Raw genomic sequence first — 16,156 nt, forward strand, 5'->3', positions numbered from 1 at the left:
GGTGATCGCCGGCAAGCCGGCTCCCACAGGTTCGGCGCAGCTTGCAAGAGCGTGTGGAGGCAGGCTTGCACCATTGATTACACGACGGCGACGATGTACTGCACCTGCATCACCCCATTCACCACCAGGCTCACCTCGTCATCCAGCTTCTTGCCCAGCAGTTGCTGCCCCAGTGGCGCACGCGGGGTGATCACCGTCACCAGGGCATCACCTTCGCCAATCTTCAGCCCGGCCCCCTCCGGCCCGAGGAACAGCAGGCGCTGGCGGCCGTCTTCATCTTCCAGCGTCACCAGGCAGCCGATCTGGATGCCCCGCGCCGGGTCATAGTCGCGCAACACCAGTTGTTGATAGGTCAGCAGCGCCTGGCGGATCTCGGCGGTGCGCCGGGCCTGGCCAGTGGCCAGATAGGACGCCTCCAGCCCCAGGGTGTCGTACTTGTTCTCGGCGATGTTCTCTTCGGCGGTGGCCGTTTCGTAGGCGGTCTGGGCCGCCTGGCGCAGCACTTCCATGTCGTGCTCGAGGGTGGCGATGATGCGCTGCAGCAGGCTGGTCTTGTTCATCTCAGTAGCAGAACTCCAGCACGTTGGCCTGGCTCTTGTCGGTCGGCGCGGTGCGGTTCTGTTGCAGCCAGAACTGGCACTTGGGGTTGTTCAGGTTGCGCGGGCTGCCCTGGGCGGTTTCGGCCGCCTGTTGCAATTGCTGCTGGTGCAGGATGTCCTTGTAGCGTTCGAACATCTGCGCCTGGGCATCTTCCGGTTGCGCGGGCGCGCTGGCGGGCGCCGGCTGGACGATGGCCGGGGCGACCGCCTGGGCCACCGGCTGCACCTGTTCCGGCCACAGGCGCTGCGCCAGCCACAGGCTCAGAGCGATGGCGACGGCCCCCAGCCACAGGCCGAAGGCGACGCACAGGATCAGTTGCACGGGTTTGAGGGTGATCTTCAGTTCGCGGGAGCGGGGCATGGCGGCCTCCTGGCAGGGCGGATCGATGGCGGCATTGTCGCATGGCGTGGCAGGTTTTTTTAGCGCGGCGCTTTTGTCGGCGCGCATTTGTGCGCAGAATCCGCGGTCTTTTTTGCAGGTAACGGGACGTGGCGATGAAAACCACCTGGGACATCTTCTGCACGGTCGTCGACAACTATGGCGACATCGGCGTGACCTGGCGCCTGGCCCGCCAACTGGTGGCCGAGCATGGGCTGGGCGTGCGCCTGTGGGTGGATGACCTGCAGTCCTTCGCCCGCCTGTGCCCGGCGCTGGACTGCGATGCCGACCAGCAATGGCAGGAGGGCGTCGAGGTGCGCCGCTGGGCCGCCGAATGGCAGGGCGCAGCGCCTGCACAGGTGGTGATCGGGGCCTTTGCCTGCCAGTTGCCGCCGGCGTTCGTCGAGGCCATGGCCCAGCTGCCCAAGCCGCCCTTGTGGCTGAACCTGGACTACCTCAGTGCCGAGGACTGGGTCGAGGGTTGCCATGGGCTGCCCTCGCCGCAGGCCAACGGGCTGCGCAAGATCTTCTTCTTCCCGGGCTTCACTGAAAAAACCGGTGGCCTGCTGCGCGAGCGCGCCTTGTTGCCGCGCCGCGAGGCGTTCGAGCGCGCAAGCTTCCTCGCCGAGTTAGGCGTTGTGCCCGAGGACGGCGCGCGGCTGATTTCGCTGTTCGCCTACGAGAACCCGCAGTTGTGCAACTGGCTCGATGCGCTGGCGGCCGATGCGCAGCCGGTTCACCTGCTGGTGCCGCAGGGGCGCATCCTGGGGGATCTGGGCCGCTGGCTGGGCGAGCCCGAGCTGCCCGTGGGGGCCTTGCATCGGCGCGGCGCCTTGACCGTGCAGGTGCTGCCGTTCGTCAGCCAGGACGATTACGACAAGCTGCTGTGGAGCTGCGACTTCAACGCCGTGCGCGGCGAGGATTCGTTCGTGCGCGCGCAATGGGCCGGCGCGCCGATGTTGTGGCACATCTATATCCAGGAAGAGAACGCCCACTGGGAAAAACTCGAAGCCTTCCTGGCCATTTACCGTCGTGGGCTGTCGGACGCCGCTGGCCTGGCGCTGACCGCGATGTGGCGTGCCTGGAACATGGATCAGCCGATGGGGCAGGCCTGGCAAAGGCTGCAGCCGCACTGGGCTGAGTTGTGCACCCATGCCCGCCAGTGGCGCGCCGAACAGGCCGCTCAGCCGGACCTCGCCACGAGACTGGTACAGTTTTACCGAAATTCGCTATGATACGCGGCCTCGATTTTTATAAATCCATCCAGATTCGGATACTTCGTAATGAAAACTGGTAAAGAGCTGAAACCCGGTACCGTACTGCGGATCGATAACGACCCGTGGCTGGTTCAGAAAGCTGAGTTCACCAAGTCGGGCCGTAACAGCGCGATCATGAAGACCAAGCTGAAGAACCTGCTGACCGGCTACAAGACCGAAACCGTATACGGTGCGGACGACAAGCTGGACGACGTGATCCTGGATCGCAAAGAAGCGACCCTGTCGTTCATCAGCGGTGACTCGTACACCTTCATGGACACTTCCGACTACACCATGTACGAACTGAACGCCGAAGACATCGACGCCGTTCTGCCGTACATCGAAGAAGGCATGGAAGACATCTGCGAAGCCGTGTTCTTCGAAGGCCGCCTGGTATCGGTAGAACTGCCGACCACCATCAGCCGTCAGGTTGTCTACACCGAGAACGCCGCACGTGGCGACACCTCGGGCAAGGTCATGAAGCCTGCCAAGCTGAAGAACGGTACCGAGATCTCGGTTGCCGACTTCATCCAGATCGACGAGTGGATCGACATCGACACTCGCGACAACAGCTTCAAGGGCCGTTCCAAGAAGTAATCCTTCTTGCGATGAGCACGAAAAACCCGGCCTCGGCCGGGTTTTTTTGTGCCTGATAAACATCGCGGGGCAAGCCCGCTCCCACGCCAGGATGCGACCAGCGTGGGAGCGGGCTTGCCCCGCGATCATTTTGTTATACGGTCACATGCAACCGCACATCTACATTGCCACGGGTTGCGTTGGAGTAAGGGCAGACCTTGTGCGCCTTCTCCACCAGCCCTTCGGCATCGCCCTGGGCCAGGCCCGGCAGGTTGATGTGCAGGTCGATGTCCAGGCCGAAGCCACCGGGAATCTGCCCGATACCCACCTTGGCGGTGATCGAGGCATCGGCCGGCAGGGCCTTTTTCTCCTGGCCGGCGACGAACTTCAGGGCGCCGATGAAGCAGGCCGAGTAGCCGGCGGCAAACATCTGCTCGGGGTTGGTGCCGTCACCGCCAGCGCCGCCCAGCTCTTTAGGGGTGCTCAGCTTGACTTCCAGCTTGCCGTCGCTGGAGCGGGATTTACCGTCGCGGCCGCCAGTGGAAGTGGCTTCTGCGATGTACAGCGGAGTGACCTTTTGCATCTTGAGCCTCGTTCATATGCTATGCGCCCGTTGATGGAAGGGGCGCTGGGTGGGTACGGGATAAAACTTAGCGCGCAATTAGTTTGCGCGCAAGTTAAATGTTCGGCCACTCGTCCGAACGGCCATCACCCAGCATAGCCGTCAGAGGTTTTTTTGCAGGTTCGCGCGCAGTTCGATCAGTTCTGCCTGCAGCTTGGCCAGTTGCTCGACCGTGCGGCCGCTGGCCTTGAGGATGCAGTGCGGCACGTCCCGGGCTTGCTGTTGCAGGGCGCGGCCCTTGTCGGTCAGTTGCACCAGCACCACCCGTTCGTCTTCGCGGCTGCGGGTACGCTTGAGCAGCCCCTCGCTTTCCAGGCGCTTGAGCAGAGGGGTGAGCGAGCCGGGGTCGGTGAGCAGGTGCTGGCTGATCTCGCCCACGGTCAGGCCGTCCTGCTCCCACAGCACCAGCATGGCCAGGTACTGCGGGTAGGTCAGGCCCAGCGCCTGCAGCAGGGGCTTGTAGACCTTGGTCATCAGCAGCGACGTCGAATGCAGGGCGAAGCAGACCTGGTTGTCCAGCAGCAGCTCGTCGCAGGGGGCTTGGGGGTTGGCGTTCATGCAGGTCCTTGAAATCGGTGTAGGTGAAAATCTAGCACGCTGAAGGTTAGCGCGCTCATTGCCAGCGCAGCTCGCTGCGTAAGGCCAGGTCCCAGGGGGGCACCGGGCTGAAGCGGCTCTTGAGGAATTCGAGCAGCAAGCGGCTGCGAGAGTTCGTTTCATGTTCCAGGCGCAGCGCATAGATGCCACTGCTCTCCGGCGCGGGCAGGCCGTTGTCGCAGAACAGTGGCAGCAGTTCGCCGCGCAGCAGGTAGTCGCTGATCAGCCAGGTGGGCAGGTGGGCGATGCCCAGGCCGGCCAGTGCGCCGAACAGCAAGGTTTCGGCATTGTTGGCGGTCATGCGCATGCGCGTGGGCCGGTACAGGCGCGCCTGGCCATCGACCGTGAAGCGCCAGGCGAACGGCGGCGCCAGGCCGTCCCAGTCGAGGCCGTCATGCCCGGGCAGCTCGCTGGGGCAGGCGGGCACGCCACGGCTGGCCAGGTACCCGGGGCTTGCGCAGGCGATACGCACCATGTAGGCCAGGGGCGTGGCCACCAGGCGGGTGTCGGCCAGGGGGCCGGCGCGCAGCACCAGGTCGACTTCGCCCAGGTGGCTGCCGTGCAGGTCGACGAAGCTGTCGATCAGGCGCAACTGCACGTCCAGCCCGGGGTAGGCCACCAGGAAGTCGGCAATGGCCGGTGCCAGGTGGCGGCGACCGAAGGCCGCCGGGGCATCGATGCGAATCAAGCCTTCGGGGGCGTTGCTCAGCGATACCGCCTCGGCCCGTGCCAGGCGCAACTCTTCGATGATGCGCCGGGCCCGTTCGGCGAAGGCGTTACCGGCGGGCGTGGGGCGCACGGCGTGGGTGCTGCGGGCGAACAGGCGGCTGCCGACGGCGCTTTCCAGGTTGTCGATGCGCCGCGCCACGGCCGAGGGGGTCAGTGGGTGGCGGCGAGCGGCGGCAGAAAAACTGCCGGTTTCCAGTACGTCGAGGAACAGGCTCAGCTGTTCGGTGAGGATGTCGGGGCTCATGGCAGGTCTGCTTATGCGTAAGGCGCACAGCCATTGTGCGCTGCTATGCGTTTCCCCGCCAGCCGCGACTGGGTAGCATGCAGCCATTGTTCAGGAGCAGGCGGATGAGGCGCTGATGATCGAGTGGTTGATGTATATCGTGTTGGGCGCCGCGCTAGGCACCATGGGTGGGTTGTTCGGCATCGGTGGCGGGCTGATAGCCATCCCTGCGTTGGGCGTGCTGTTCGGCCTTGACCAGCAACTGGCCCAGGGCACCGCGCTGGTGATGGTGGTGCCGAACGTGCTGCTGGCGCTGTGGCGCTACCACCAGCGCAACCGCATCGAGCTGCGCCATGCCGTGCCTTTGTCGCTGTGCAGCTTCCTCTTCGCCTGGCTGGGCTCGATCTGGGCGGTGGGCATCGATGCCCAGTCGATGCGCCTGGGCTTCGTCGGCTTCCTGGTGGCGCTGGCGGTGTGGAACGTGGCGCGGATGTTCCTGCGGGTGAGGCCGCCGAGCAGCGAGTTGCGTTACCCCTGGCCGTGGTTGGGTGTGCTGGGCAGCTTCGCTGGGACCATGGGCGGGCTGTTCGGTGTGGGGGGGGCGGTGGTGGCCACGCCGATATTGACCAGCGTGTTCGGCACCACCCAGGTGGTGGCCCAGGGCTTGTCGCTGGCGCTGGCGGCGCCGAGTACCACGGTGACCTTGCTGACCTATGGGGTGCATCAGAGCGTGGACTGGAGCGTCGGTATCCCGTTGGCGGTGGGCGGCCTGCTCAGCATCAGTTGGGGGGTGAAACTGGCCCATGCCTTGCCGGAGAAGGTACTGCGCGCGCTGTTCTGTGTGTTCCTGGTGGTGTGTGCGGTGATGCTTGGGTTCGAGCTTTAGCCCGATCGCGGGGCAAGCCCGCTCCCACAGTCGCAAGCGTGGGAGCGGGCTTGCCCCGCGATGGTTTCTACGTGCTACTTGAACCCTTCGACAATGAACTCGGCCATGCAATCGGTGATCGGCGACTGCTGTTGCGCGTTGCGCAGCAGCATCACATTGGCCATGTGCAGTTGCGGCAGGCCATCGTCCTCGCCAAGGATGCGCAGCTCGCCGCCGACCAGGCTGTGCAGTTGCGCGGTCACCGCCAGCCCGGCGCTGACGATGGCGAAGATCGCCGCCAGGCTGGGGCTGGTGTAGGCGATACGGTATTCGATGCCCTGTTGCTCCAGGGCATTGCAGGTCCAGGCGCGGCAGAAACAGTCGGTGTTGAACAGCGCCAGCGGCATCGGCCGCTGTTCCTGTGGGCAGTAGCCTCGGGCCGCCGCCCACACCAGCCGTTCCTGGCGCAGGAGCTGGCCGATTTCATTGCCGGGCTCGCGGGTGACGATGGTCAGGTCCAGGTCCTGGCGCAGCATCAGCTGTTTCGACGAGTCGCAGTGCACCTCGACATGGATCAGCGGGTAGGCCTGGGCGAAGCGGGTGAGGATGCCGGGCAGGTAGCGCATGGCATAGTCGTCCGGGGTGCCGATGCGCACCACCCCGACCATGTGTGGCATGCGCAGGGTATTGAATACTTCGCCATGCAGCTTGAGGATGCGCCGGGCGTAACCCAGCAGCACCTCGCCTTCGGCGGTCAGGCGCACCTGGCGGCCGTCGCGCTCGAACAGCTGGCGCTGCAGGATGTCTTCCTCCAGGCGCTTCATCTGCATGCTGACCGCCGACTGGGTGCGGTTGACCACTTCACCGGCGCGGGTGAAGCCGCCTTGCTCGGCAATGGCGACGAAGGTACGCAGCACGTCGGCATCGAGACTCTGATACTGGGACATTGCATCAATCTCCGAGATGCATGGCATCAGAAACATTCGTTGGATTGATCTTAGGCCTGGGCAGAGACTGAGGCCATCCACACGGAGGGCGTCAAGATGAAAGGTCATTTCAATGTTGCTCACCAGCCGGTATCGGCCCTTAACCATCTGCTGCACGATGCCGGCGGGCTGTTCCTGCGCTGGTACGAGTTGCACCGCCAGCGCGATGAATTGGCGCGCCTGAGCGATGCGACGCTGCACGACCTGGGGCTGTCGCGGGCGGATATCCAGCAGGAGGCCGACCGGCACTTTTGGGAAGATCCGCTGCGCAAGTGAGGGGGTAAGGCCTCGCCGGCCTCTTCGCGGCTAAAGCCGCTCCCACAGGAGTACCGCTGCTTGCGGGCTAGCGGTGAACCTGTGGGGCCGACCGGCACTTTTGGGAAGATCCGCTGCGCAAGTGAGGGGGTAAGGCCTCGCCGGCCTCTTCGCGGCTAAAGCCGCTCCCACAGGAGTACCGCTGCTTGCGGGCTAGCGGTGAACCTGTGGGGCCGACCGGCACTTTTGGGAAGATCCGCTGCGCAAGTGAGGGGGTAAGGCCTCGCCGGCCTCTTCGCGGCTAAAGCCGCTCCCACAGGAGTACCGCTGCTTGCGGGCTAGCGGTGAACCTGTGGGGGCCGACCGGCACTTTTTGGAAGATCCGCTGCGTAAGTCAGGGGGTGAAGGCTTCGCCGGCCTTTTCGCGGCTAAAGCCGCTCCCACAGAAACACCGCTGCTTGCGGGCTAGCGGTGAAACTGTGGGGGCCGACCGGCACTTTTTGGAAGATCCGCTGCGCAAGTCAGGGGGTGAAGGCTTCGCCGGCCTCTTCGCGGCTAAAGCCGCTCCCACAGGAACACCGCTGCTTGCGGGCTAGCGGTGTTCCTGTGGGAGCGGCTTTAGCCGCGAATGCTATGGTGCAGACACAAGAAGGGTTGCAGATCAATCGGAGGTACAGGCTTTGCCCCTCGAACTGTCCATCCAGCAGGCCCGCCGCCTGGCGCTGTCCGCCCAAGGCTTCGGCAAGCCCCCCGATACCCCGGCCACGCTGGCCAGCCTCAATCGCACATTGCAGCGCCTGGGTGTGGTTCAGATCGATTCGGTCAATGCCCTGGTCCGTTCCCACTACCTGCCGTTGTTCTCGCGCCTGGGCGATTACCCGCAGGCGGCGCTCGACCAGCTCGCCTGGGGCACGCGTCGCCAGCGCCGGCTGTTCGAATACTGGGGCCATGAAGCCTCGCTGCTGCCGCTTGCGCTGTACCCGCTGATGCGCTGGCGCATGGCCCAGGCCCGGGAAGGCCGGGGCATCTATCGGCAGCTCGCGGCCTTTGGCCGTGATCGTCCCGAGGTGATTGCACGCGTACTGGCGGCGGTGGCCGAGCGCGGCGCACTGGGCGCTGGCAGCCTGTCGACCCGCGAGGAACGCGCTGGCCCCTGGTGGGACTGGAGCGAAGAGAAACACGCATTGGAATGGCTGTTCGCCGCAGGCGAGGTGACGGTGGCCGGGCGCCGCGGTTTCGAGCGCCTGTATGACCTGCCCGAGCGGGTGCTGCCCGCCGCCATTCTCGACCAGTCGGTGCCCGGCGAGGCCGAAGCCCATCAGGGCCTGATGCTGCATGCCGCCAACGCGCTCGGCGTGGCCACCGAACAGGACCTGCGCGATTATTTTCGCCTGTCACCCCAGCACAGCAAGGCAGCCCTGGCCGAATTGCTGGCGGACGGGCGCTTGCAGGCCTGTTCGGTTCAGGGCTGCAAGCAACCCGCTTATCTGGCGGGCACGCCGCGCATCCCCCGGCGCATCCACACCAGCGCCTTGCTGTCGCCGTTCGATTCGCTGGTCTGGGAGCGCAGCCGCACCGAGCGGTTGTTCGACTTCCGCTACCGGCTGGAAATCTACACCCCGGCGCACAAGCGGGTGTACGGCTATTACGTGCTGCCTTTCCTGCACTGCGAGCGCATTGCCGCGCGCCTGGACCTGCGTGCCGAGCGCGCCCATGGGCGGCTGGCGGTGCACGCGGTGCATGAAGAAGAACTAGGGCTGGACGAGGAGGGCTACCAGGCGCTGGCCAACGAGTTGCGGCGCCTGGCCGCCTGGTTGGGGCTTGAGCAGGTACAGCTCAACTGCCCTCGCGCCGAGGGCAGCCGGCTGCGTCAGGCATTGCTCAGCGGCGTACCTGCTTGAGGGTTTCGGCGATCAGGAAGGCCAGCTCAAGGGACTGGTCGGCGTTCATGCGCGGGTCGCAATGGGTGTGGTAGCGATCGGACAGGGCGTCTTCGGTGATCGGTCGGGCGCCGCCGATGCATTCGGTGACGTTCTGCCCGGTCATCTCGATATGGATGCCGCCGGCATGGCTGCCCTCGGCCTGGTGCACCTGGAAGAACTGCTTGACCTCGTCGAGGATCTGCGCGAAGTCGCGGGTCTTGTAGCCGCTGCTGGCCTTGATGGTATTGCCGTGCATCGGGTCTGAGCTCCACAGCACCTTGCGCCCTTCGCGCTCGACGGTACGGATCAGCCCCGGCAGGTGCGCGCCGACCTTGCCGGCGCCCATGCGCACGATCAGGTTGAGGCGGCCCGGGTCGTTGTCCGGGTTGAGCACGTCGATCAGGCGAATCAGCTCTTCGGGGTCCATGCTCGGCCCGACTTTCACCCCGATCGGGTTGTGCACGCCGCGCAGGAACTCGACATGGGCGCCGTCCAGCTGGCGGGTGCGGTCACCGATCCACAGCATGTGCGCCGAGCAGTCGTAGTAGTCGCCGGTCAGGCTGTCGCGGCGCACGAAGGCTTCTTCATAGTTGAGCAGCAGCGCTTCGTGGGCCGTGAAAAAGCTGGTTTCGCGCAACTGGGGCGCGGTGTCCAGGCCGCAGGCACGCATGAACGCCAGGGTTTCGTCGATGCGGTTGGCCAGTTGGTGGTACTTGTCGGCCAGTGCCGAGTTGGCGATGAAGTCCAGGTTCCACTTGTGCACCTGGTGCAGGTCGGCGAAGCCACCCTGGGCGAAGGCGCGCAGCAGGTTGAGGCTGGCCGTGGCCTGGTGGTAGGCCTGCAGCAGGCGCTCGGGGTCGGGCACGCGGCTGGCGGCGTCGAAGCCGATGCCGTTGACGATATCGCCGCGGTAGGCGGGCAGGGTGACGTTGCCGATGGTTTCATCGTTGGCCGAGCGCGGCTTGGCGAACTGGCCGGCCATGCGCCCGACCTTGACCACCGGGCAGCCGGCGGCGAAGGTCATGACGATGGCCATCTGCAGCAGCACCTTGAAGGTGTCGCGGATCTTCGCCGCCGAGAACTCGGCGAAGCTTTCGGCACAGTCGCCGCCCTGGAGCAGGAAAGCCCGGCCTTCGGTGACCTCGGCGAACTGCCGGCGCAGTTCACGGGCCTCGCCGGCGAACACCAGCGGCGGATAGCTGGCCAGCGTCTGCTCCACCTTCAGCAGGTGGGCGGCGTCCGGGTAGACGGGTTGCTGCTGGATCGGCAGGGCGCGCCAGCTGTCAGGGCTCCAGGGTTGGGTCATCACGGGCTCTATCTATAAGTGTCGGTTCAGGCGTAGCTGCCATGGTACAGCCGCCGACGTGCTTGTTGCACCACCGGCATTGGCGGACAATGCGCGCTTTGCGCAGGCGGTGGTGGGATGGCGACGGAGCGGGAAGAGCGGCTGCTGGCACGGGTGGAGGACGCCTTTGGCGTCATCAGCGTGTACGAGGTGGAGGACTACCGCTTCCTCGAGTTCGGCGACGCCATCGAGCAGAGCTGCACCTTCACCGCCGACCCCAGCTGGCTGGAGTACGACTACACCCGCGCCATGCTGGTCGGCGCGCTGTGTCATGAACAGCCCGAGAGTGCGCTGTTCCTCGGCCTCGGCGCCGGCACCCTGACGCAAGCGTGCCTCAAGTACCTGCCGCTGGACGATGTCGAGGCCATCGAGCTGCGCCCCGATGTGCCGCGCCTGGCCATGGAGTTCATGGGCCTGGACGATGACCCGCGGTTGTACGTGCGGGTGGGGGATGCCATAGAACTGCTGCCGACGGCGGAAAAGGCCGACCTGGTCTTTGTCGACCTCTATACCGACCATGGTCCCGGTGTTGGCCACCTGGCCTGGACGTTCCTGGAGAACTGCCAGAAGCAGCTCAACCCGGGTGGCTGGCTGGTGATCAACCAGTGGGCCAGCGATGACGGCAGGCCACTGGGTGCCGCCTTGCTGCGCGGGCTATACCACCGCCATTACTGGGAGTTGCCGGTGAAGGAGGGCAACGTGATCCTGCTGGTGCCAGCCGATCTGGATCAGCAGTTGGACATCGACAGCCTGCGCGCCCGTGCCGAGGCGCTGGCGCCTCGCTTGGGCTACTCGCTGGAATACCTGATCAAGGCGGTGCGGCCGGCTACCTGAAAACCGCGTCGTCTTCTTCGCGGGTAAACCCGCTCCCACAGAGGCTGTGGAGTTCCGAGCCAGTGCTGACCTGTGGGAGCGGGTTTACCCGCGAAGAGGCCGAGACGGATGTAAAAGGGAATCGATTCAGCCCGCCCGGTTCGATGGCCCGATACTGGCCTTTCCTTCAGAAATATTTCTCACGGTTCTCACCGAATTCGTATATAGTACGCGCCGGTCTTTTAGCGGGCCGCAAATCAGGTGGTGCAAATCCTCCGAACCCAGCTTCGGCTGCGCGTCCGCTAGTCGGACTTTCCCAAGACGTTCCCATTTTCAATCGTTTTCGCAAATCCCCGCCGCCAAAGCTGCCTGGGTGACCGTTTGGTCTTTCAAGGCATGTGCAGCTTTGGAGCATGGGTCTTTGCGGATGCACCTAGAGGCAGACCCATGACCCAGGAAACCGGCGGATTCGCCGCTCTCGAACTCAATCCGAATATTGTTGCTGCCGTCGTGGCCACCGGCTACGAAGAGCCGTCGGCCATTCAGCAACAGTCGATCCCGATCATCCTCGCCGGTCACGACATGATCGGCCAGGCGCAGACTGGCACCGGCAAGACCGCTGCCTTCGCCCTGCCGATCCTCAACAAGATCGACGTGAGCAAGCGCGAACCGCAAGCCCTGATCCTGGCGCCAACCCGTGAGTTGGCGCTGCAAGTTGCTACCGCTTTCGAAACCTACGCCAAGCAGATGCCGGGCGTTAACGTGGTGGCTGTTTACGGTGGTGCCCCGATGGGCCCACAACTGCGTGCCATCCGTAACGGCGCGCAAATCGTCGTCGCTACCCCTGGCCGTCTGTGCGACCACCTGCGTCGCGACGAGAAAGTCCTGTCCACCGTGCAGTACCTGGTACTGGACGAAGCGGACGAGATGCTCAAGCTCGGTTTCATGGACGACCTCGAAGTGATCTTCGATGCCATCCCGGCCTCGCGCCAGACCGTGCTGTTCTCCGCCACCCTGCCGTCTTCGATCCGTTCGATCGCCGAGCGCCATCTGCGCGAGCCGAAGCACGTCAAGATCCAGAGCAAGACCCAGACCGTCACCGCGATCGACCAGGCCCACCTGATGGTCCATGCCGACCAGAAGATCCCGGCTGTTCTGCGCCTGCTGGAAGTGGAAGAGTTCGACGCGCTGATCGCCTTCGTGCGTACCAAGCAAGCCACCCTGGACCTGGCCGCCGCGCTGGAAGCCAAGGGTTACAAGGCTGCCGCACTGAACGGTGACATCGCCCAGAACCAGCGTGAGCGCGTGATCGACTCGCTCAAGGATGGCCGCCTGGACATCGTCGTCGCCACCGACGTCGCTGCCCGTGGCCTGGACGTACCGCGCATCACTCACGTGTTCAACGTTGACATGCCGTACGACCCGGAGTCCTACGTGCACCGTATCGGCCGTACCGGCCGTGCCGGTCGCGAAGGCCGTGCGCTGCTGCTGGTCACCCCGCGTGAGCGCCGCATGCTGCAGGTCATCGAGCGTGTTACCGGCCAGAAGGTCGCCGAAGCCCGCCTGCCTAACCCGCAAGCCGTGCTCGATGCGCGCATCAAGAAGCTGACCAAGAGCCTGGCGCCGCTGGTGGCCGAGTCCGAGGCCAGCCACGGCGAGTTGTTCGACCGCCTGACCGCCGACCTGGGTTGCAGCGCGCGTGCACTGGCTTCGGCCCTGCTGCGCAAGGCCACCAATGGCCAAGCCCTGGACCTGGCTTCGGTGGAGCGCGAGCAGCCGCTGGTGCCGACCCACAGCCCGCGCGAGCGCAGCACCGGTGAGCGTGGCGAGCGTGGTGAGCGTAGCGAGCGCAGTGGTGACCGCGAGCGTCGTGCGCCGATGCCGCTGGCCGAAGGCCGCGTGCGTTGCCGTACCGCCCTGGGTGCCCGTGACGGTATCGCCGCCAAGAACCTGCTGGGCGCGATCCTCAACGAAGGTGGCCTGGCGCGTGACGCCATCGGCCGCATCCAGGTACGCGACAGCTTCAGCCTGGTCGAGCTGCCGGAAGATGGCCTGGAGCGTCTGCTGACCAAGCTCAAGGACACCCGCGTAGCCGGTAAGCAGCTGAAGCTGCGCCGCTACCGCGAGGATTGATCCTGGCGCTGCAATGAAAAAATCCCCGGCCTAGGTCGGGGATTTTTTTGCCTGCACCGACCTCTTCGCGGGTAAACCCGCTCCCACAGGTACAGCGCCAAGTTGAAATCCGGCGCAATACCTGTGGGAGCGGGTTTACCCGCGAAGAGGCCCTTCAGTCGAACCGATAGATATCCATCCCCAGCGCCCCCAAGGTGAAGCCCTGGTGCACGATGCTGAACCGCTCACCCGAGCCCATGGCGAAGTACAGCGGCAACAGATGCTCGTCACTGGGATGGTTGCGCACTGCGTGAGGCGCCTGCCGACGATAGTCCACCAGCGCATCCTGGTCCCCCGCCTTCAGCCGCTCCACCACCCAGTCGCGAAACGCCAGTGCCCAGGGCTCGACCGCATCCGGCCCGGCATGCCAGTCGAGCTCGCCGAGGTTGTGGGTAATGCTGCCCGAGCCGACCAGCAGGATGCCTTCCTCGCGCAGTGCCGACAGTGCCTGGCCGACCTTCAGTTGCAGAGCGGGGCCAGCCTGGCTGGGCAGCGACACCTGGATCACCGGGATATCCGCCGCCGGGTACATCAGCGACAGCGGCACCCAGGTGCCATGGTCAAAGGGGCGTTTGTCGTCCAGCTTGGCGCCCAGCAGATCGGCCACTCGGCGAGCCAGCGCAGGCTCGCCCGGTGCCGGATACTGCACGGCATAAAGGGCCGGCGGGAAGCCGTGAAAGTCATGCCAGGTCTGGGGCTGGGGGTTGCTCGTCACCAGCAGCTCGCGGCTTTCCCAGTGGGCCGACACCACCACGATCGCCTTCGGGCGGGGCAGGGCGCGGGCCAGGGCGGCCAGGGCCGGGCCGCTGGCGCCAGGTTGCAGGGCGAGCATGGGCGATCCATGGGAGATGAACAGGCTGGGCAGCATGGCGAGGTCCTGGCAGGTAAGATGCTGTCATCTTCGATCAGGAAACGATCGAGATCCAATATAAGTTTTTACGGCTAAATATCGAAAAACCGGGAGGAATCATGGAGCCAGCGTTCTGGCACAAGCGGTGGGCGGACAACCAGATCGGCTTTCACCAGCTCCAGGTGAACCCGTACCTGCAGGCGCACTGGCCGGCGTTGGGCCTGGCCGTCGGGGCTCAGGTGCTGGTGCCCTTGTGTGGCAAGAGCCTGGACCTGCTGTGGTTGGCTGCGCAGGGCTATCGGGTGCTTGGCGTCGAGCTGTCGCGGCGGGCGGTGGAAGACTTCTTCATCGAGCACGGGCTGCTGGCCGAGGTTTCCCCGCGGGGCGCTTTCGAGGTGTGGCGCTGTGGCGAGATCGAGCTGTGGTGCGGGGATATCTTCGCGTTGAGGGCCGAGGATGTGGCCGGCTGCACCGGGCTGTACGACCGGGCGGCGCTGATTGCTCTGCCGCCCCGGATGCGCGAGCGCTATATGGCGCTGCTGGATGATTTGCCAGCCATCGGCAAGGGCTTGCTGGTGACGCTGGACTACGACCAGTCGTTGATCGACGGGCCGCCGTTTTCGGTGGGGGATGGCGAGGTGCGTCAGGGGTTTGCGGGTTGGCAGGTGATGGAAACCGAGCAGGTGCAGATTCTCGCAGACAGCCCGAAGTTTCAGAACGCTGGTGTACCGAGCCTGGTGGAGCGGGTCTACCGGATAGCCCGTTGACTGCGACGGTGGCTGCTCCGGCCCCATCGCCGGCAAGCCGGCTCCCACAGGGTAAGCGCATGGCTTGGGCTGATGCGTTCGCAGTGGGAGCCGGCTTGCCGGCGATGAGGCCGGTACGGCCACCATGCAGGAATAAAAAAGGGCGACCGAAGTCGCCCTTTTCGCCCAAGCCCTGGATCAGCCGCGGCGGCGCAGTGCGTCGATGCGGTCTTCCAGTGGCGGGTGGCTCATCAGCAGGCCGGCCAGGCCGTGCTTGAGGCCGCCGTTGATGCCGAAGGCCTTCATGGTATCGGGCATGTGCACCGGCAGGCCCTGTTCGCTGCGCAGGCGCTGCAAGGCACCGATCATCGCGCCGGTACCGGCCAGGTGGGCGCCGGCTTCGTCGGCGCGGAACTCGCGGCGGCGCGAGTACCACATGACGATGATGCTGGCGAGAATGCCCAGCACCAGCTCGGCGACGATGGTCGCCACGAAGTAGGCGATACCGTGGCCTTCTTCGTTCTTGAAGATCACCCGGTCGACGAAGTTGCCGATGATGCGGGCGAAGAACATCACGAAGGTGTTCACCACGCCTTGCACCAGCGCCATGGTGACCATGTCGCCATTGGCCACGTGGCCGATTTCGTGGGCCAGCACCGCACGCACTTCATCGGGCGAGAAGCGCTCGAGCAGGCCTTGCGATACCGCGACCAGCGCGTCGTTGCGGTTCCAGCCGGTGGCGAAGGCGTTGGCCTCGTAGGCCGGGAAGATACCCACTTCGGGCATCTTGATGCCGGCTTCGCGGGACAGCTCCTCGACGGTCTGCAGCAGCCACTGTTCGTGGCGGGTGCGCGGCTGGCTGATGATCTGGGTGCCGGTGCTCATCTTCGCCATCCACTTGGAGATGAACAGCGAGACCAGCGAGCCTGCGAAGCCGAACACGGCGCAGAAGACCAGCAACTGGCCCAGGTTGAGATCAACCCCGTTGGCGGCCATGAACCCGTTGAAGCCGAACAGGCTCAGGGTAATGCTTGCAACCAGCACCACCGCGAGGTTGGTGGCTACAAACAACAGAATGCGCATCATGGTTGTCACGTTCTCCTGACGGATAAGATTGTTGCGTACTGCGGGGGTATATAAGGGGGAGGCCTGGCGGTTTCAACCGGTCGACTATTTCAAACTGTGTACGCGGGGAGTATGGCAGAGGATGCCGGAGAGGCT

General features: G+C 65.0%; 16 protein-coding genes and 1 pseudogene. 8 read left to right on the top strand and 9 right to left on the bottom strand.

Annotated features, from left to right (window positions below):
• Positions 1-77: 77 nt before the first annotated feature.
• Entirely contained in the window at positions 78-560 is a 483-nt protein-coding gene (locus tag EJA05_RS07850; RefSeq protein ID WP_125857862.1) for a GreA/GreB family elongation factor, read from the bottom strand.
• A 1-nt stretch (position 561) separates the two neighbouring features.
• Positions 562-960 carry a hypothetical protein gene (locus tag EJA05_RS07855; RefSeq protein ID WP_125857863.1) on the bottom strand — a complete coding sequence of 133 codons (399 nt, stop codon included), beginning with the start codon at positions 958-960 and terminating at the stop codon, positions 562-564.
• A gap of 134 nt (positions 961-1,094) precedes the next feature.
• On the opposite strand from EJA05_RS07855, the gene earP reads away from it, so the two are divergent.
• Positions 1,095-2,213, top strand: coding sequence for an elongation factor P maturation arginine rhamnosyltransferase EarP (gene earP / locus EJA05_RS07860; protein WP_125857864.1), 1,119 nt, complete (start codon positions 1,095-1,097; stop codon positions 2,211-2,213).
• A gap of 48 nt (positions 2,214-2,261) precedes the next feature.
• Positions 2,262-2,831, top strand: coding sequence for an elongation factor P (gene efp / locus EJA05_RS07865; protein WP_125463185.1), 570 nt, complete (start codon positions 2,262-2,264; stop codon positions 2,829-2,831).
• 133 nt (positions 2,832-2,964) lie between these two features.
• Here the strand turns inward: efp and EJA05_RS07870 are convergent, their stop codons facing one another.
• The 3 genes from EJA05_RS07870 to EJA05_RS07880 all read right to left on the bottom strand — a co-directional run bounded on the left by EJA05_RS07870 (position 2,965) and on the right by EJA05_RS07880 (position 5,002).
• Positions 2,965-3,393 carry an organic hydroperoxide resistance protein gene (locus EJA05_RS07870; protein WP_125463186.1) on the bottom strand — a complete coding sequence of 143 codons (429 nt, stop codon included), beginning with the start codon at positions 3,391-3,393 and terminating at the stop codon, positions 2,965-2,967.
• Between the two features lie 141 nt (positions 3,394-3,534).
• Positions 3,535-3,990, bottom strand: a complete 456-nt coding sequence (locus tag EJA05_RS07875; protein WP_125463187.1) for a MarR family winged helix-turn-helix transcriptional regulator — start codon at positions 3,988-3,990, stop codon at positions 3,535-3,537.
• A gap of 55 nt (positions 3,991-4,045) precedes the next feature.
• Positions 4,046-5,002, bottom strand: coding sequence for a LysR family transcriptional regulator (locus EJA05_RS07880; RefSeq protein WP_110996498.1), 957 nt, complete (start codon positions 5,000-5,002; stop codon positions 4,046-4,048).
• 115 nt (positions 5,003-5,117) lie between these two features.
• Between EJA05_RS07880 and EJA05_RS07885 the strand changes: the two genes are divergently transcribed.
• Complete coding sequence (locus EJA05_RS07885; protein WP_125857865.1) at positions 5,118-5,867, top strand: sulfite exporter TauE/SafE family protein; 750 nt, start codon at positions 5,118-5,120, stop codon at positions 5,865-5,867.
• A gap of 74 nt (positions 5,868-5,941) precedes the next feature.
• Here EJA05_RS07885 and EJA05_RS07890 read toward each other — a convergent pair whose 3' ends face one another.
• Positions 5,942-6,793, bottom strand: coding sequence for a LysR substrate-binding domain-containing protein (locus tag EJA05_RS07890; RefSeq protein WP_125857866.1), 852 nt, complete (start codon positions 6,791-6,793; stop codon positions 5,942-5,944).
• 96 nt (positions 6,794-6,889) lie between these two features.
• On the opposite strand from EJA05_RS07890, the gene EJA05_RS07895 reads away from it, so the two are divergent.
• Together EJA05_RS07895 and EJA05_RS07900 are read left to right on the top strand one after the other, a co-directional pair.
• A complete protein-coding gene (locus EJA05_RS07895) occupies positions 6,890-7,108 on the top strand; it encodes a DUF1127 domain-containing protein (RefSeq protein ID WP_125463191.1) in 219 nt (72 codons plus the stop codon).
• Between the two features lie 659 nt (positions 7,109-7,767).
• Positions 7,768-8,988 (top strand): winged helix-turn-helix domain-containing protein, encoded by a 1,221-nt coding sequence (locus EJA05_RS07900; protein ID WP_125857867.1) that lies wholly within the window; start codon positions 7,768-7,770, stop codon positions 8,986-8,988.
• Here the strand turns inward: EJA05_RS07900 and EJA05_RS07905 are convergent.
• The gene (locus EJA05_RS07905; protein ID WP_110996494.1) at positions 8,969-10,315 is read right to left on the bottom strand and encodes a class II 3-deoxy-7-phosphoheptulonate synthase; all 1,347 of its coding nucleotides are present in this window, start codon (positions 10,313-10,315) and stop codon (positions 8,969-8,971) included. The two genes, EJA05_RS07900 and EJA05_RS07905, sit on opposite strands and share 20 nt — an antisense overlap.
• 117 nt (positions 10,316-10,432) lie before the next feature.
• On the opposite strand from EJA05_RS07905, the gene EJA05_RS07910 reads away from it, so the two are divergent.
• Both EJA05_RS07910 and EJA05_RS07915 read left to right on the top strand, forming a co-directional pair.
• Complete coding sequence (locus tag EJA05_RS07910) at positions 10,433-11,188, top strand: spermidine synthase (RefSeq protein ID WP_125857868.1); 756 nt, start codon at positions 10,433-10,435, stop codon at positions 11,186-11,188.
• Positions 11,189-11,580: 392 nt separating this feature from the next.
• Positions 11,581-13,300: pseudogene (locus tag EJA05_RS07915) on the top strand (DEAD/DEAH box helicase).
• A 154-nt stretch (positions 13,301-13,454) separates the two neighbouring features.
• Here EJA05_RS07915 and EJA05_RS07920 read toward each other — a convergent pair.
• A complete protein-coding gene (locus EJA05_RS07920; RefSeq protein WP_125857870.1) occupies positions 13,455-14,207 on the bottom strand; it encodes a DODA-type extradiol aromatic ring-opening family dioxygenase in 753 nt (250 codons plus the stop codon).
• Between the two features lie 101 nt (positions 14,208-14,308).
• Here EJA05_RS07920 and EJA05_RS07925 point away from each other — a divergent pair, with 101 nt between their 5' ends.
• Positions 14,309-14,956, top strand: a complete 648-nt coding sequence (locus tag EJA05_RS07925; RefSeq protein WP_125857871.1) for a thiopurine S-methyltransferase — start codon at positions 14,309-14,311, stop codon at positions 14,954-14,956.
• 177 nt (positions 14,957-15,133) lie between these two features.
• Here EJA05_RS07925 and htpX read toward each other — a convergent pair whose 3' ends face one another.
• Entirely contained in the window at positions 15,134-16,021 is an 888-nt protein-coding gene (htpX, locus tag EJA05_RS07930; RefSeq protein ID WP_125463197.1) for a protease HtpX, read from the bottom strand.
• Positions 16,022-16,156: the final 135 nt, after the last annotated feature.

Origin of the sequence: Pseudomonas oryziphila, assembly GCF_003940825.1 — a bacterium.
In the GTDB taxonomy this organism is placed as follows: Bacteria; Pseudomonadota; Gammaproteobacteria; order Pseudomonadales; family Pseudomonadaceae; genus Aquipseudomonas; species Aquipseudomonas sichuanensis.

What these genes read in the sequence shown, in the direction of transcription:
- EJA05_RS07850 (WP_125857862.1), bottom strand. Translation starts at nt 560, where the DNA reads ATGAACAAGACCAGCCTGCTGCAGCGCATCATCGCCACCCTCGAGCAC.
- EJA05_RS07855 (WP_125857863.1), bottom strand. Translation starts at nt 960, where the DNA reads ATGCCCCGCTCCCGCGAACTGAAGATCACCCTCAAACCCGTGCAACTG.
- earP (WP_125857864.1), top strand. Translation starts at nt 1,095, where the DNA reads ATGAAAACCACCTGGGACATCTTCTGCACGGTCGTCGACAACTATGGC.
- efp (WP_125463185.1), top strand. Translation starts at nt 2,262, where the DNA reads ATGAAAACTGGTAAAGAGCTGAAACCCGGTACCGTACTGCGGATCGAT.
- EJA05_RS07870 (WP_125463186.1), bottom strand. Translation starts at nt 3,393, where the DNA reads ATGCAAAAGGTCACTCCGCTGTACATCGCAGAAGCCACTTCCACTGGC.
- EJA05_RS07875 (WP_125463187.1), bottom strand. Translation starts at nt 3,990, where the DNA reads ATGAACGCCAACCCCCAAGCCCCCTGCGACGAGCTGCTGCTGGACAAC.
- EJA05_RS07880 (WP_110996498.1), bottom strand. Translation starts at nt 5,002, where the DNA reads ATGAGCCCCGACATCCTCACCGAACAGCTGAGCCTGTTCCTCGACGTA.
- EJA05_RS07885 (WP_125857865.1), top strand. Translation starts at nt 5,118, where the DNA reads ATGATCGAGTGGTTGATGTATATCGTGTTGGGCGCCGCGCTAGGCACC.
- EJA05_RS07890 (WP_125857866.1), bottom strand. Translation starts at nt 6,793, where the DNA reads ATGTCCCAGTATCAGAGTCTCGATGCCGACGTGCTGCGTACCTTCGTC.
- EJA05_RS07895 (WP_125463191.1), top strand. Translation starts at nt 6,890, where the DNA reads ATGAAAGGTCATTTCAATGTTGCTCACCAGCCGGTATCGGCCCTTAAC.
- EJA05_RS07905 (WP_110996494.1), bottom strand. Translation starts at nt 10,315, where the DNA reads ATGACCCAACCCTGGAGCCCTGACAGCTGGCGCGCCCTGCCGATCCAG.
- EJA05_RS07910 (WP_125857868.1), top strand. Translation starts at nt 10,433, where the DNA reads ATGGCGACGGAGCGGGAAGAGCGGCTGCTGGCACGGGTGGAGGACGCC.
- EJA05_RS07920 (WP_125857870.1), bottom strand. Translation starts at nt 14,207, where the DNA reads ATGCTGCCCAGCCTGTTCATCTCCCATGGATCGCCCATGCTCGCCCTG.
- EJA05_RS07925 (WP_125857871.1), top strand. Translation starts at nt 14,309, where the DNA reads ATGGAGCCAGCGTTCTGGCACAAGCGGTGGGCGGACAACCAGATCGGC.
- htpX (WP_125463197.1), bottom strand. Translation starts at nt 16,021, where the DNA reads ATGATGCGCATTCTGTTGTTTGTAGCCACCAACCTCGCGGTGGTGCTG.